Below are 15,674 nucleotides of genomic sequence, written 5' to 3'. Positions count from 1 at the left end.
ATCTTAACATCACTAAGATTATGCCAAGACTGTAATAAAATAACTTTAAACATCATTATCGGCGCATAAGAAGCGGCACCTAATCGGTTAGGCTTTTGCTCTAAGAGCTTATTAAGTATGATTATTATTTGATCCCAGTCAATCAAAGCATTTATTTCATCAAACTCTTCAAATGCTTTGTGTTGCTTAACGTTAGTTTGTTTGAACTGCAGTCTAGGTTGAATATTTTTCCACATATAACGCTCCTAAGAATATGATTTAAAATATTATATCACATGCAGCTCAAAAAATAAACGAAATTTGAATGATTATTAACCAGATTTGCAAAGCTCTCATATCTAAACACCTACAAACAAAGATAAAATTGTATGTTTATTGAATATTAAAATATTACAACCGATACAGTTCCAAAAATTTAAGCAACACAATTCAGGGAAGCGTTCGAATTTTGCTCAAAAAGATTGAATTTAAAAAGATTTTATTTATTTATCGAGTGGTTTATAATCAAAAATCTTAATAAAGTAATTATTAATTTTAAGCATTTAAGGTCAATTAATAACTAACCACTAACCAAGCTATTGTTTAGCTTATAATTTCATCGTGATAGCAATAATAAAGTTATTACACACCTCATTCTATAGGAGGTGTGTAATCAGACGCTTTCAGTGGCGAGTTTTTTTCAATATAATCCCTTACTACTTTACTGATTAACATGCCCGTATTTACAAAATTTGGATGATGATTTATTTGAGCATAGCTAGCTTTACCTAATGAATAGGCTTCTAATGTCGCTAAACGATATTTTTTATTTTTATCAAGTTGTATGTTTTTGCCCTTAATGTTTCGAAGTGATGGATGATTAGTTAAAGTAAATATTTGATCTATAAAATATGGGTTTTCATTGATGACTTTCAGATAATCTTCTAGCTCTTTTGCAGTTAAATCAACGAATACAAGTTTGGTCTCATTCAAATCTATAATTCTAAATCCACCCCATGGCATTAAAGCATACCTAATTTGGTCATATAAAATATTGCCTGCTTGTATAGATTGTGAAATATTTTGAGGTTCAATAATCGCTAGATCTGCTCCGGTTTTTTCAATCATTGCAGTGAGTATGAGTTGAGATAAATGAGTTTGTTTTCTTTTACCACTTGGATCAGGAGCAGGATTAATATTTTCTAAAGTTTCATCTACAAAGCCTACAGTATCATTATTAAGTTTATTTATTGCTGTTTCATAATAAGTTTCTAATAAAGCCTGCATCTTCTTAGAAGGCGTAATTGGTGAACTAATAAATTCTATCACAGGTGCATCATCATGTCCTAAATATTCATTCATATGGTTTACTGGTATCAGTTCATAGTGAACTAATTTTGTTTTACCATTAATAAATTCAATATCAGCTCGCCCTACATACCGACCTAATTCACCAGCCTGCATGATCCATATGTTATTTTTAAAATCAGGCAAACACTTGTTAACCGTTTTGTTATTAGTACTTTGTGTATTAGGCTCAGGTATGCAGATAGCATCATGTGAGTGACCGCCTATAATAAAATCAAGCATTCCAGTTGGAAGTGAGTTTGCTAAAGTCACATCACCCAGCCCCTTAGTGTTACTTTTAGCTGTATTGTCATATCCTAAATGAGTCAGTCCAATAGTAATATCAGGTGATTGTGAGCTATGCAATTCATCAATGGCTTTAATTGTTTCATCCACTGGCGATCTCACCTCTAAGTTATCTGTATATTCGATGTAACTAAAACGTGTCAGATCTTCTGTGGTTAATCCTACCACTGCAATATTTAAGCCAGATTTATTTAGCATAGTAAAAGGTTTAAATACGCGAGTATTAGTGCCTTTATGATAAATATTAGCTGAGAGAAAAGGAAAATCAGCCCATTGCTCTTGTTGTTTTAAGGCAGAAAGTGGATTATCTAACTCATGATCGCCGATAGTCATTGCTTCATAACCAATTAAATTCATTCCTTTAATATCAGGTTCTGCCAATAAAACTTCAGAAAAAGGGTTACCTGTATTGAAATCACCTGCATCTAATAAAATAACATCTCCACCTTGTTTAAATACGTCTTTTTTAATAGATTCAATTAGAGTCATTCTTGCAGCAAGGCCTGCTTCACCTATATTACTTGCCCAAGTTGCTCCATGATGATCGTTAGTGTGTAAAATAGTAACGCGGTAGGTTTTGTCTTTTTCATATGCCATTGAAATTTTTGGCAACATGCTCAATCCTAATAAAAAAACAGCAAAACAACCTATATAATAATTTTTATAAATAAGCATGGCAAATCCCTAATTTAATTGATTAATATATTGATATGATAAAAAACATTTATTCTAATATTTATTAGTTACTGATTATTGAACTCAATATTGATATTACGGCTTAGTAGATTGCCTCATAAAAAAAAACTTACTGCAGGAGGCTGTTGAAAATTAGAGTCCTTTTTTGATACACATTGGCTAACACATCATATTAAAGGCAATAATAATCGCACGACTAAATCAAATTTCTAATTTATCATACCTAAATGTCTTGTTTGACAAGCTCAACCAGGACCTCAAAATGAGTTGTATGAGGAAAAAAATCAAAAAGTTGTATTTTATTAATTCTATAACTAGTTAATATACTAAGATCCTTTGCTAAAGAATCAACATGGCAACTTGAATAAATAATTGTCTTTGTTTCAAGCTGATTAATTGCCTCAGCAAGTTTGTTTCCAAGTCCCCTTCTTGGTGGATTAACAATTAATAAGTTGGGTGATTGTCTATTTTGACTTGTGAACAGAGTTGAATCTAAAGCGTCAAAAGTGACATTTTTAAGTCCAAGTTCCGATGCACTTTTTTTTGCACTTTCAATAGCATTTGGCTCTATTTCGATCCCAACTAACGACACATTATTTTGACTTATTTTTTGCAATGCCTTTAGCGCATGCAATCCAAAGCCGCCCACACCACAAAATAAGTCCCAAATAGTTAGAGCTTCAGAGTGACTCCCCCACTTTGCTGCCGTTGCATAAAGCTTTTCAGCTAAAACAGGATGCGTCTGAAAGAAACTTTTGGGTTTGATGAATAAAGAAATGTCATTGAATATTTCAGTGATAGCATTATGTTCACCTAGGATTATCTCTTCTGGACCTTCTAAAATAGCTTGATGTACAGGTTGAATATTAGCGCTGATAACTTGTATTGTTTCATCATTAAATAACGTTGACAGGTGTTCTTTCATTTTTGCGATTTTAGAGTCATCTTTGAGAACAAATCTAATCATCGTCTGACCAGTCGATCTACTTTCTGTTAGCAATACCTGCTTAAGAATTCCTTTTTTAGTTTTCACTTGATAAGGAACAAGCCCAGCTTGTTGAATGTATTTTTTTATCAAAGGAAATTTAAGTCTTATTGTCTCTGGATAAAGTGGGCAATCAGTTAAATCAATACCATCGAAAGTATGATTTATCAATCCTAAGTGAATATTTTCAACCGTTCCAGAAACAGCCATTTTAGCTTTGTACCTAAATCCACTTATCTCAGAAGATATCGGTTCTAAAATAGAGGCTTCGGACGTTAGATATGCATTTAATATTTTTTCTAAAGTCGCTTGTTTTTGAGATAATTGCTGATTGTAGGGCGTGTCAATCAAACTACATGAATGGCAAATGCCCTGTTGATATTTTTCACACTGCAACACCACTTCACTTGGCTCTATCATATAACTCATTCTTACTTATAAATTAATCGATTAAAATAGAAGAAGCCCACTGCATAATCTAATGCAGGAGGCTTCTTTATACAACGGTTTAAATTTCGTTATGCATGCTTAGAGCGTTGCAAATCTTTCCAATTTTGTTTCTCTTTTTTGGCAATTAGCCACCATGCAATAAATCCTGCGATACCGACGACCAATAAGATTATAGATGCAAGTGCATTTATTTTTGGAGAAACGCCTAACTTCACACTTGAGAAAATCCACATCGGTAGCGTAGTTGAGCCAGGACCAGAAACAAATCCAGAAATAACAACATCGTCTAAAGATAATGTGAATGCAAGCATAAAACCTGCTAATAAAGCAGGTAGAATCATGGGGAGCGTTATGGTAAAAAAAACTTTTAGAGGTGAGGCACCTAAATCAAGTGCTGCCTCTTCTATCGATTTATCCATTTCGCGTAATCTAGCACTGATAACAACTGCAACATACGCTGTGCAGAAAGTGACATGCGCTAACCAAATAGTTAGCATCCCCCTCTGGGCTGGAAATCCAATTAATTCCCCTAATGCAACAAACAGTAATAATAAAGATAACCCTGTTATCACATCAGGCATCACTAAAGGAGCTGTTATCATAAACGCAAATCCATTTTCTCCTTTAAATTTCCCCATTCTAACAAGTACAATAGCCGCCATTAACCCTAATATCACAGCAACAATCGCAGCTGTAAATGCAATGGTCAAACTACGCCCTATTGCTTGATGCAATTCCTTATCTTTGAATAACTCAAAATACCATTCAACAGACCAACCAGCCCAAACTGTTACTAATTTAGAACTGTTAAACGAATAAATAACCAAAAACAGCATTGGTGCATATAAAAATGTGAAACCAATAAACAAAATTACATAGCGCCAATACGAGCGAACAACCGGTAATTGTGACATAATTATACGCTCCTCTAGTTAGCAAGTGACCGACGTTGATATCGATGGAATGCAATGATTGGTACAATTAAAATAATTAGCATAATCACAGCTAAAGCTGAGGCCATAGGCCAATCTCTGTTATTGAAAAATTCCAATGACAATACACCACCAATCAATAAATTATCAGAAGCACCTAATAATTCAGGGATAACATACTCTCCGACAGTTGGAATAAAGACTAACATTGAACCTGCTATTACACCGTTTAATGTTAATGGAAACATCACCCGTCTGAAAATTGTAAAAGGCTTAGCTCCTAGATCTTGCGCTGCTTCAACGCAGGTATAATCTAATTTTATAATTGCATTATAAATCGGCAGTACCATAAAGGGTAAATAAGCATACACCATGCCTGTAAGCACAGCTGTATTGGTACGCAAAATCGCGATAGGTTCGTCAATTACGCCGAGCCAGAGTAATGTGTTATTAAGTATCCCTTTATCACTTAAAATCCCCATGAGTGCATAAATGCGGATTAAAAATGAAGTCCAAGAAGGCAATATCACCAGTAACAGTAAAATATTACGAGATGATGGCTTGCTGTGCGCAATAGCCCATGCCAATGGATACCCAACTAAGATACACAGCACAGTTGTGTATAAAGCCATACTTAAGGAATGTAGATACGATTTTAGATATAAATTTTGCTCAAAAACGTCTTTTAACAATTGCCAATAATTCTCAGCAGGTTCACTTGAAAGGCCGTCTAAGAAAAGGCGCTTAAAATTGTTAAAATAGATATTGATAGTCATTCCCCCATCTTCAAATTCAAAAAGAGATGTATATGGGGGAAGAGATCTTGCATATTCAGCAAAACTTATTTTAAATACAATAAAAAATGGTAACGCAAAAAAAATGAGTAACCATAAATACGGTATACCAATCACTAAGCGCCTAGGGTTAGCTATCTGTTTCACTAAAATCATTAGCTTTTGCCATCTAGCAGCTAAACCTGAAGCGGGGTACAAAGAACCTGTCATATTCCGCCTCCAATTAAGCTAATAATGCTACTGCATTATTCATATCCCATTCTAATATAACTTGGTCACCCCAAGTCGGCGCGCTAGCAGTTGATCGACTGCTATTTTGCAATTGTGTAGTCAAAATATACCCAGTCGGCAATTTAACGTGGTAAATAGATAGATCGCCTAGATAGGCGATATTAATCACTTCGCCTTGTGCACAATTAATTCTATCATCTGGCAATTTATCAATAATACGAACCTTCTCAGGTCTAAGGGCGATTTCCGTTGGTACGCCCTCGACAACGACTTCGTGCTTTGAAACTCTTAATTTAAACGGAATCTCTTGACTTTCCATAAGGTAAGCATCATCTTGCTCTTCTAATAAAATACCTTGGAAGATATTAACCGATCCAATAAACTCAGCACTATATTTACTGTTTGGATATTCATAAATTTCTTCAGGTTCACCTATTTGTACAAACCTACCCTGATTCATAATAGCTATCCGCCCCGCCATTGTCATCGCTTCTTCTTGATCATGAGTAACCATGACGCAGGTTGCGCCTACTTGCTCAAGAATATTAACGACTTCCAATTGCATCTGCTCCCTAAGCTTTTTATCAAGCGCGCCCATAGGTTCATCTAAGAGAAGTAATTTTGGCTTTTTAGCAAGGCTTCTAGCTAAGGCAACACGCTGCCTTTGCCCCCCGGAAAGTTGATGAGGCTTACGTTTTGCATACTGCTGCATTTGCACTAAATTCAGCATTTCATCAACACGATACTTAATTTCCGTTTTAGGCAACTTATCTTGCTGTAAGCCAAACGCAATATTTTGTTCAACCGTCATATGCGGAAACAGAGCATATGATTGAAACATCATGTTGATGGGACGTTTATGAGGGGGAATATTAACAAGGTCCTGCCCTTCAAGTAAAATTTCACCTGAGTTAGGACTTTCAAAACCTGCAAGCATCCTAAGTAATGTAGATTTTCCACATCCAGAGGCACCTAGCAACGCAAATATTTCACCTTGGTAGATAGTTAAGTTGATATTGTCCACGGCATAATGATCACCGAAGGCTTTATTCAAGTTTTTAATTTCTAATAATGGAGAGAATTGCTTTCCTTTTATGTTAAGTAGTTGAGTCAATTCGGGTAACTCCCATAGTTAAAGTGCTACAAAATTACTTATTTGCAAAAATATTAATTAATTTTCACAAACCGCCCTTTACCACGTATTACACGCGAAAGCGCACTTTATCCTTATTAAAAAAAATAGCAAAAAAAAAATCACTTTTTCCATTCTTATGCTTATTTTTTAAGCATTTTAATATCGTAATTATTTAAAATATTAATATTTAGTTTAAAATGTAACTTATTCAAGCTATCATAGTTTCAAATTTTGATTTTTAGAGCTACTTTTAACTATACTTCACCTTTTATAAATTATGGTGGCTATGTTTAAAGTAAATAGAAGGTGAATTTTATTTATTCTACGCACCCCACATAAGAATTAATCATATTTTTTATCAGACCAGTATTAAATACAACATTTAACAAATGTTTATCAACAGACTTAACCCTAGCAGGAATTTTACAATGAATAATTCTCTTTCCCCTCAAGAAAGTTATCAATTAGAAGCGCTTCAAATGCGTGCAAAACAACCCACAGCAAAAATTGATTTCATTCCAGATCATGGTGCTTATAGTTTGCTTTATTTAGCTGTTATTTTTAGTGGCATGACAGGCTTATTTATTTTTGCCTACCCGCTGGATACCTATAGCATGATTACTAACACATTGATATTAATTGGACTACTAAGTATAACCATAGTGTTAGCTTTTTTTGCCTATCAAGGCATATTTAATAAAACAAAACCAATCATGACATTAAGTGAAGAAGGCATTTTTGTTAGAAACATGAAAAGAGCCTTACCTCTTGAATATATTGGAGATATCAACTTAACCGTTATTACGATAAAAGGCAATGAATTATGGCGGTTTGATTTCCAACTCTTGCCAGGTTGGCCAGACTTAGGGCTTAAATTTAGTCCATTTATTGAGTCAAAGTATAAACGTGGGAAACGATTCTATTCATTAAAAACCGCTGAGTTGAAAGGGTATACCATAGAAAGTGTTAGAGAATTAGTTATTGAATATAGAGAAATTGTCATTGCAAGACAAGCTCTGTCTAAAAGATAGAACTATTTGAATTATTAAATCGCTACTATTATTGTGCATTGAGTTAGGATTGAGTTTGATGTCATAACTCATTTTAAATACAGTGTGCTGTTTAAGAAAAATCAAGCTTAAACAAACTTTGCCTAATTCGTTAATGTGAAGTAAAATCTATCTTGTATTTAGGCAATTTTACTTAGTGCCCTAAAAAATTTGATTAAAAAGCCATATAAATTTTAATTAGTTTGTTTATTACTGCAAAATTTAAGGGATAAGTTATTTCAATTATCTCTATGATTTAACGACATACCTCTATCTATAACAATTTAAGGATTATATATGAAATTTTCCAAATTTATTCTTGCTTCAATTTTTGCCCTTGGATTGGTGGGCTGTTCTGAAAGCGAATCTGATTTTAAAGCTAAATTTACTGCTGAATGTCAAAAAGGTGCAGCAGGTCTGTCAGAAGATATTAGTGTAAAACTATGCGATTGCACATATGACAAATTGAAAGAAAAATTAGGTGCCACCGAGTTTACTGAAATATATAAAACAAAAACGCAAGACTTCTTAACAGCATCAGCACAAAGTGCTCAAATTTGCATGGCTGATATTCTAAGAAATACACAGTAATTGGTTCAATTTTTCAGTTTAAAAAGCGCTCATTAGGGCGCTTTTTTTTGTTTAGTTCTTTCTATTATCATTTAACTACTCCATCCAATTTTAATTAGTAAATCAAGCAAGTTAAATATAATTTCAAATACCAAGCAAAAATAAAATAAACATTCAAATCTTAAAACAAATGATTTATTATTTCATTTTAAATATTAAAAAGATTAATAAGTTCAACTCCACACAATTACAATACACTCAATTACTGTTTTTTTTATTTAATAATTACTAATAGGAATTAATTTATGTGCGGAATTGTTGGGGCTGTTGCTGTAAATGATATTACAACTATTTTAACAGATGGGCTTAGCCGACTAGAATATAGAGGCTATGATTCATGTGGTATTGCTGTTTATGCTAATGGGGAACTACATCGCACAAGGACAACTGAACGTGTTAGTGAACTTGTCGAATTAATCAATGAAGCAAAAATCACCGGTTTAACTGGTATTGCTCATACAAGATGGGCTACACATGGTGCGCCAACAACAAATAATGCCCACCCTCACTTTTCTAGGCACGAGGATCAAACATATCCTAACATTGCATTAGTTCATAATGGTATTATTGAGAACCATGATGAACTGAAAAGTATGCTGATTGAAAAAGGGTTTGAATTTGAAAGTCAAACTGATACTGAAGTAATTGTACATTTAATAAATTATTTATATGTAGATGATCTGCTTTGCGCTGTACAGCAAGCTACTGGGTATTTAAAAGGCGCTTATGCTCTTGCTGTAATGAGTCGGGCTGAACCGCATAGAATTATTGGTGCAAGACATGGTTCTCCTTTGGTACTAGGATTACCTGCTGATCCCAATCACATCTCTGGGCATTATTTAGCTTCTGATGCATTAGCATTAACTGGTATTACTGACCAAATTATTTATTTAGAAGATGGGGATATTGTTGATATCCAAACTAATAAATATTGGGTTTTTGATTCAACTGGTTCACAAATTCAAAGAACAATACACACGGTCCATAGCCAATCAGTAAATACAGATTTGGGACCTTATCGTCATTTCATGCAAAAAGAGATATTTGAACAACCTAGAGCCGTTGCCGATACGCTACATGATATAGATTCAATTGAGCCTGAATTGTTCGGACTATTAGCAAGAAAACGTTTTATGGAAATTGACAGCATTCTTATTCTTGCATGTGGAACTAGCTATTATTCTGGTCTCACTGCAAAATATTGGTTAGAATCTATTGCTAAAATTCGAGTTGAGGTTGAAATCGCAAGCGAGTATCGATACAGAGAAAGTGTCCCTAATCCAAATACATTAATCATAACATTATCTCAATCTGGTGAAACAGCAGACACACTCGCAGCTTTAAAACATGCTCAAACATTAGGCATGCACAAAACTATGACCATCTGTAACGTATCAACCAGCGCAATGGTACGTGAATGCGAATTAGCTTATATTACAAGAGCGGGTGTTGAAATAGGTGTTGCATCAACAAAAGCCTTCACAACTCAATTAACAGCATTATATCTGCTTACTTTAGTTTTAGCTAAACTAAAAAACTTACTCTCACAAGAAGATGAGGCGGAGGCCCTCAAAAATCTTAAACACCTGCCTGTAGCAATGCAGGATGTGTTAAATTTAGAACCTCAAATTAAAAAATGGGCTGAGAAATTTGCACAAAAAGAACATGCACTTTTTTTAGGTAGAGGAATGCACTATCCTATTGCATTAGAAGGTGCTCTTAAATTAAAAGAAATTAGCTATATACATGCAGAAGCCTACCCCGCAGGAGAGCTCAAGCACGGCCCTCTTGCATTAGTAACAAATCAAATTCCTGTGGTAGTGGTTGCACCGACCGATCAACTATTAGAAAAGCTCAAATCTAACATGTCTGAAGTGAAAGCAAGAGGTGGCGAATTGTTTGTTTTTTCAGATAATGCTGGAAAAATCGAACAATCTAGTGGTATGCACGTTATTCGTCTACCTGGGGTTTATGGAGATTTATCACCTATCTTACATACCCTGCCCCTACAATTACTCGCATATCATGTTGCATGCGTGCGTGGAACAGATGTCGATAAGCCTAGAAATCTAGCGAAAAGTGTCACTGTTGAGTAATTAATCATTAAATGGGCTACTTTGGTAATTTAATTTATACAACGTAGCTCATTAAGTAGTCGGATTAATATGCTTACTACCTAAAATGAACTGATTGGTAAATACCAACGACCCACCAACTAATTTTAATCTAAATAACAAATACCTAAATTCGATTTGTTTTATAATACTTAATTCAAACACCGGTTTTGTGTATAGGTAGATGAATTTTAACAATACAATAATTGACCTTTTGATTTAAATGCGTAGAATAAATATTGGCTCAACGGGGTGCGATTTATATACGCTGAGATTCATACTCGTCGAACCTGATCCAGTTAATGCTGGCGAAGGGATTTGGGTCTGATAAATGTTCATTTAATTGTCTTTATCTTCCATTACTCCTTTGAAATTTCAAAATGAATGGCTGTATTACTGCCATTTTGTCGTGATGTTTACTATAATTTTAAAGGAGAGTTTGTGTTTATTAAATCATTCCCTATCAAATCATTATTATTAAGTTTAAGTGCAACAGCCTTGTTGTCTATTTCATATTCAGGCATTGCAAACTCACAGCTCCCCATTTTAACTATTTATACATACGAATCATTTGCTAGTGAATTTGGCCCTGGTCCTGTCATCAAAACAGAATTTGAGAAAACCTGCGAATGCGAAGTTAAATTTGTTGGTGTTGCTGATGGTGTAACACTCCTAAATAAAATTCGCCAAGAAGGGAAAGATTCTACTGCCGATATCATATTAGGTTTAGATAATAATTTATTACAAGAAGCTGTTGATACAGGTCTCTTCGCGCCAAGTAATGTCAATTTACAAGACCTAGACTTACCTTTTGGTTGGGCCACTAATCTATTTATCCCCTATGATTATGGCTTTTTCTCATTCGTTTATGACAAAAATAAAACAAAAGAAATTCCAGTTTCTTTAAAAGAGCTAGTCTATAGTGATAAGCCTTGGACTATCATCTATCAAGATCCAAGGACAAGCACACCTGGCCTTGGCCTTGTACTTTGGATGCAAACAGTATTTGGTGATGATTCCCCTGATGCATGGGCTAATCTGGCAAAGAAAACCGTTACAGTAACTAAGGGTTGGAGTGAATCTTATGCATTATTTTTAAAAGGTGAAGCCGACTTTGTTCTAAGTTATACGACATCACCTGCATATCATATTACTGAAGAAAATAAAGATAACTATGCAGCAGTAGATATGGAAGAAGGTCACTACTTGCAGATTGAAATTGCTGGTAAATTAGCTAGTACACCGCATCCTGAACTAGCAGATAAATTTATGCAATTTATGATTTCTCCTAAATTTCAATCAGTCATACCAACAACAAATTGGATGTACCCTGTTACAAGCGATGCGACTAAACCTGCGTCATTTGCACAGTTAGCACTTCCTAAGCATGCTCTTGAATATGGAGCTGTTGAAGTTGCAGACGGTAAACAAAACTGGGTTAACATATGGCAAAAAGCAGTTAGCCAATAATGATACGTTGGTATTGGCCTGGTAAAATAGCTTGTTTTTTATTATTAAGTCTATTCATTATGACTTTTTGGGCGCTATTTTACTTTGCGCCTTTAAGCAATAACACGCCTATTTTTGAGGATGATGCGCTTTGGCGGGTCATCCGATTTACTTTTTACCAAGCTTTTTTATCCACAATAATGTCAGTATTGCCTGCTTGTTTCATAGCTTATTCACTATTCCGCCGTGAGTTTTATTTAAAGTCAATATTATTAAACATAATGTCTGTGACAATTATTCTTCCCAGTCTCGTTGTTGTATTTGGTATTATTTCTATATACGGTCGCAATGGTTTGATAACAAATTTACAAGAACTATTAAACCTTAAAATCGGAAGCTTAAATATTTATGGACTAAGTGGTATTTTACTAGCTCATATCTTTTTCAACCTACCCTTTGCTTGCTTACTGATATATAGAGCGTTAAAGGCTATCCCAGCTACGCAACGCAAGTTAGCCGCTCAACTGAATTTCACATTAATTGATACGTTTAGGTTAATCGAATGGCCTTTTTTAAAAAAACAAATTTTCTCAGTAAGTGTGCTTATTTTCACTTTATGCTTTAGCAGCTTTAGTGTTGTCTTAACCCTAGGAGGCGGACCTAAAACAACAACAATTGAACTTGCAATATTCCAAGCGTTAACCTATGACTATGATTTTAGTAGAGCTGCCTATTTAGGATTAGTCCAAATCGCTATTTGCATGATTTTGCTTCTCATTTCACAGCATTTCAAGCAAGAAACAATTAAAACTTCTTCGTCCGATTGGTCTGCCATTTCCAAGAACAAAATTTTGATTATCATAGATTATTCTTTAATATTTTTAGCATGCTTATTAATCTTACCACCACTAATTTCGATTATAATTTCTGGTATGAACCCTACATTCTGGCAATCTTTATTGTCTATGAAATTACTAATAGCTTTAAGCAATTCATTAATAATTGGGTTGATAGCTGCATTATTGGCTTTATTACTTGCAAATCTTTTAATATGGACAGCTCGACAATCCCTATTACTAAAACGACCTATTATTGCTAATTTATATATCAGCACTGGATCAATTGCGCTTATCATGCCAAGTTTAATCATTGCCACTGGCATTTATTTATTGCTTTTTAAATTTAAGCTTAATCACTCGATTTTATCTTCGCCTTATTTTTTAGTCAGCCTAGTCAACGGGTTACTCGCACTTCCGTTTGTCATAAACCTACTCTATCCATACCTCACTAATACAGCACGTGAATACCATTTATTATGTATGCAGAATAATATTAAGGGGATAAATCGTTGGTGGATAATAGATTTCAAAGCAAATATTACACACTTTAAAAAAGCATTCGCATTTTCTTTAACGCTCTCGTTAGGAGATATTGGTGTTATGGCTTTTTTAGGCACTCAAAGTAGTGGTAATGGTTTTCTAACACTTCCATATTTGTTATTTTTACAGTTAGGAAGTTATCAGTCTAATCAAGCTGACGCAACAGCATTTTTATTATTAATCTTAGTTCTTGGGTTATTTTTCTTGATTGAAAAAAAGACCCAAGCAAATAATTAATCTGCCAATTAATTATCTTTGATATCAATAGTGTTTATCTTTACCTCATTACCATTAGGATATTTAATATTGCTATAGATAATTACGCACTGGTTAGTAAGGCCAATTAAAACTACAATACCCCCTATACTATAGCAAGGGGATTATTGTAGTAATAGTTATTGCTGATACAAATTAAATACAACGGCTGTACACCAATACATTATTCTTAATGATTTGAGGCCTTTGATGCCCCAATCCCTGTTTCAGCTCTTATCATTTGTTTGTCATAACCTGCTCTATCAATAATAGCTCTTGGTGATTTATCCATAAGCGAAACTATAATTATGGTAATAAAAGCCATTGGCATTGAAAATAGTGTTGGAGAGCTATAAATAAAAAATGAGGATTCAGCCGGGTTTCCAAATATTGTTTCCCAGACGGCTGGAGATACGATAGTCAAACCAACTGACAATATCAGTCCCACTGCTCCCCCTAAAACCGCCCCTCTAGTAGTAGTTTTAGACCAAAGTAAAGATAAAATCAACACTGGAAAATTTGCTGAGGCTGCTATTGCAAATGCAAGTGAAACCATAAAAGCAACATTCACTTCTTCAAAAACTATTCCTAAATAGACAGCAATAATGCCTAATACTAACGTTGTAAGTTTTGAAACTCTCATTTCCGATTCATTTGTTGCCTTACCTTTTTTGATTACCTTAGAATATAGATCATGAGATACGGCTGAGGCACCTGACAATGCTAATCCAGCGACTACAGCAAGAATTGTTGCAAAGGTAACTGCTGACATAAACCCTAAGAAATAATTTCCTCCTACTGCGTGTGAAAGATGTACAGCTGCCATGTTATTATTGCCAATTAACTGTCCGGGATTGCTTGGATCAAGATATTCAGGATGGGCCGCAACAAAATAAATAGCACCGAACCCTATTATAAAAGTTAGAATATAGAAATATCCAATCCATGTTGTTGCCCAAAATACTGATTTTCTGGCTTCTTTGGCGTTCGGTACTGTAAAAAAACGCATTAAGATATGAGGTAATCCTGCTGTACCAAACATTAATGCCATACCAAAAGAAATACCTGATATCGGATCTTTAATAAATCCACCAGGGGACATTATCGATTGTCCTTTTTGTTCCGCAATGACACTAACTTCAACCCCTTTTTGTGATGCTTCTGTTATCACACTTGGTAAAGTCATTGCAGATTGTGTTTTAGTAGCAACCGCCTCCGTAAACAGTGTGAGTATATTAAAATCAAAATGTAATAATACCATGACTGACATGAATGTCGCCCCTGCGAGCAGTAAGCATGCTTTAATAATTTGCACCCAAGTTGTTGCTGTCATTCCACCAAATAATACATATATAATCATCAGCACCCCCACAAGAATAACTGCATAATTATATGGTAGACCGAATAATAACTTTATCAATCCTCCGGCGCCGACCATCTGGGCAATTAGATAAAATATTACTACAAAGAAAGTGCTGAGCGCAGCAAAAGCTCTAACAGGTGTTGTGGCAAAACGGTATCCTGCCACATCAGCAAAGGTAAACTGTCCTAGATTACGTAATCTATCCGCCATTAAGAACATAATAATTGGCCAGCCAACTAAAAAACCTACTGAATAGATTAAACCATCAAAGCCGCTTAGCATAACCATGGAAGAGATCCCCAAAAATGAAGCCGCTGACATATAATCACCAGCAATTGCTAATCCATTTTGAAAACCCGTTATTCCTCCTCCTGCCGTATAAAAATCTGAAGCTGTTTTAGTTCTTCCTGCTGCCCATTTTGTTATCCCTAGTGTAAAAGCAACGAATAATCCAAACATTATTATTGCGGGTAGATTTAGAGGTTGTTTTTCCACCCTTACCAAATCAATTCCATCTGCAAAGGCCATTTGACTTAAACTGGTAACAAAAATTAATAAAGCTAATTTAATTATTTTCATG

At 34.6% G+C, this 15,674-nt stretch carries 12 protein-coding genes and 1 riboswitch; of the genes, 5 read left to right on the top strand and 7 right to left on the bottom strand.

What is annotated here, in order from left to right; translation table 11 throughout:
• The 6 genes from BMW37_RS11890 to potG form a co-directional block, all read right to left on the bottom strand.
• On the bottom strand, nt 1-236 hold a 236-nt coding region (locus tag BMW37_RS11890), incomplete at its 3' end, for a transposase (RefSeq protein ID WP_143047636.1).
• A 394-nt stretch (nt 237-630) separates the two neighbouring features.
• Nucleotides 631-2,307, bottom strand: a complete 1,677-nt coding sequence (locus BMW37_RS11885) for a metallophosphoesterase (RefSeq protein WP_093321408.1) — start codon at nt 2,305-2,307, stop codon at nt 631-633.
• Nucleotides 2,308-2,551: 244 nt separating this feature from the next.
• A complete protein-coding gene (gene rlmC / locus BMW37_RS11880; RefSeq protein WP_245711063.1) occupies nt 2,552-3,742 on the bottom strand; it encodes a 23S rRNA (uracil(747)-C(5))-methyltransferase RlmC in 1,191 nt (396 codons plus the stop codon).
• An 89-nt stretch (nt 3,743-3,831) separates the two neighbouring features.
• The gene (gene potI / locus BMW37_RS11875) at nt 3,832-4,677 is read right to left on the bottom strand and encodes a putrescine ABC transporter permease PotI (RefSeq protein WP_093321405.1); all 846 of its coding nucleotides are present in this window, start codon (nt 4,675-4,677) and stop codon (nt 3,832-3,834) included.
• A 14-nt stretch (nt 4,678-4,691) separates the two neighbouring features.
• A complete protein-coding gene (locus BMW37_RS11870) occupies nt 4,692-5,645 on the bottom strand; it encodes an ABC transporter permease subunit (RefSeq protein WP_245711065.1) in 954 nt (317 codons plus the stop codon).
• 67 nt (nt 5,646-5,712) lie between these two features.
• Nucleotides 5,713-6,834 (bottom strand): putrescine ABC transporter ATP-binding subunit PotG, encoded by a 1,122-nt coding sequence (gene potG / locus BMW37_RS11865; protein WP_093321401.1) that lies wholly within the window; start codon nt 6,832-6,834, stop codon nt 5,713-5,715.
• Nucleotides 6,835-7,283: 449 nt separating this feature from the next.
• Here potG and BMW37_RS11860 point away from each other — a divergent pair, with 449 nt between their 5' ends.
• The 5 genes from BMW37_RS11860 to thiP all read left to right on the top strand — a co-directional run bounded on the left by BMW37_RS11860 (nt 7,284) and on the right by thiP (nt 13,713).
• The gene (locus BMW37_RS11860; protein ID WP_093321398.1) at nt 7,284-7,886 is read left to right on the top strand and encodes a hypothetical protein; all 603 of its coding nucleotides are present in this window, start codon (nt 7,284-7,286) and stop codon (nt 7,884-7,886) included.
• 315 nt (nt 7,887-8,201) lie between these two features.
• Nucleotides 8,202-8,495, top strand: a complete 294-nt coding sequence (locus BMW37_RS11855) for a hypothetical protein (protein WP_093321397.1) — start codon at nt 8,202-8,204, stop codon at nt 8,493-8,495.
• A 284-nt stretch (nt 8,496-8,779) separates the two neighbouring features.
• Nucleotides 8,780-10,630: a glutamine--fructose-6-phosphate transaminase (isomerizing) gene (glmS, locus tag BMW37_RS11850; RefSeq protein WP_093321395.1), complete on the top strand. Its 1,851-nt coding sequence runs from the start codon at nt 8,780-8,782 to the stop codon at nt 10,628-10,630.
• A gap of 256 nt (nt 10,631-10,886) precedes the next feature.
• A riboswitch (TPP riboswitch) is annotated at nt 10,887-10,983 on the top strand.
• Nucleotides 10,984-11,146: 163 nt separating this feature from the next.
• Complete coding sequence (gene thiB, locus BMW37_RS11845; protein ID WP_245711064.1) at nt 11,147-12,118, top strand: thiamine ABC transporter substrate binding subunit; 972 nt, start codon at nt 11,147-11,149, stop codon at nt 12,116-12,118.
• Nucleotides 12,118-13,713 carry a thiamine/thiamine pyrophosphate ABC transporter permease gene (gene thiP, locus BMW37_RS11840; RefSeq protein ID WP_093321391.1) on the top strand — a complete coding sequence of 532 codons (1,596 nt, stop codon included), beginning with the start codon at nt 12,118-12,120 and terminating at the stop codon, nt 13,711-13,713. Before thiB ends, thiP begins: the two co-directional genes overlap by 1 nt.
• 208 nt (nt 13,714-13,921) lie before the next feature.
• Here thiP and BMW37_RS11835 read toward each other — a convergent pair whose 3' ends face one another.
• Complete coding sequence (locus BMW37_RS11835) at nt 13,922-15,673, bottom strand: cation acetate symporter (RefSeq protein WP_093321388.1); 1,752 nt, start codon at nt 15,671-15,673, stop codon at nt 13,922-13,924.
• Between the last annotated feature and the right edge of the window lies 1 nt (nt 15,674).

The sequence above is a fragment of the Thorsellia anophelis DSM 18579 genome, from assembly GCF_900111395.1.
Classification (GTDB): domain Bacteria; phylum Pseudomonadota; class Gammaproteobacteria; order Enterobacterales; family Thorselliaceae; genus Thorsellia; species Thorsellia anophelis.
Note: the sequence above shows the minus strand (reverse complement) of the source record. Positions and strands in the feature narration are given on the sequence as shown.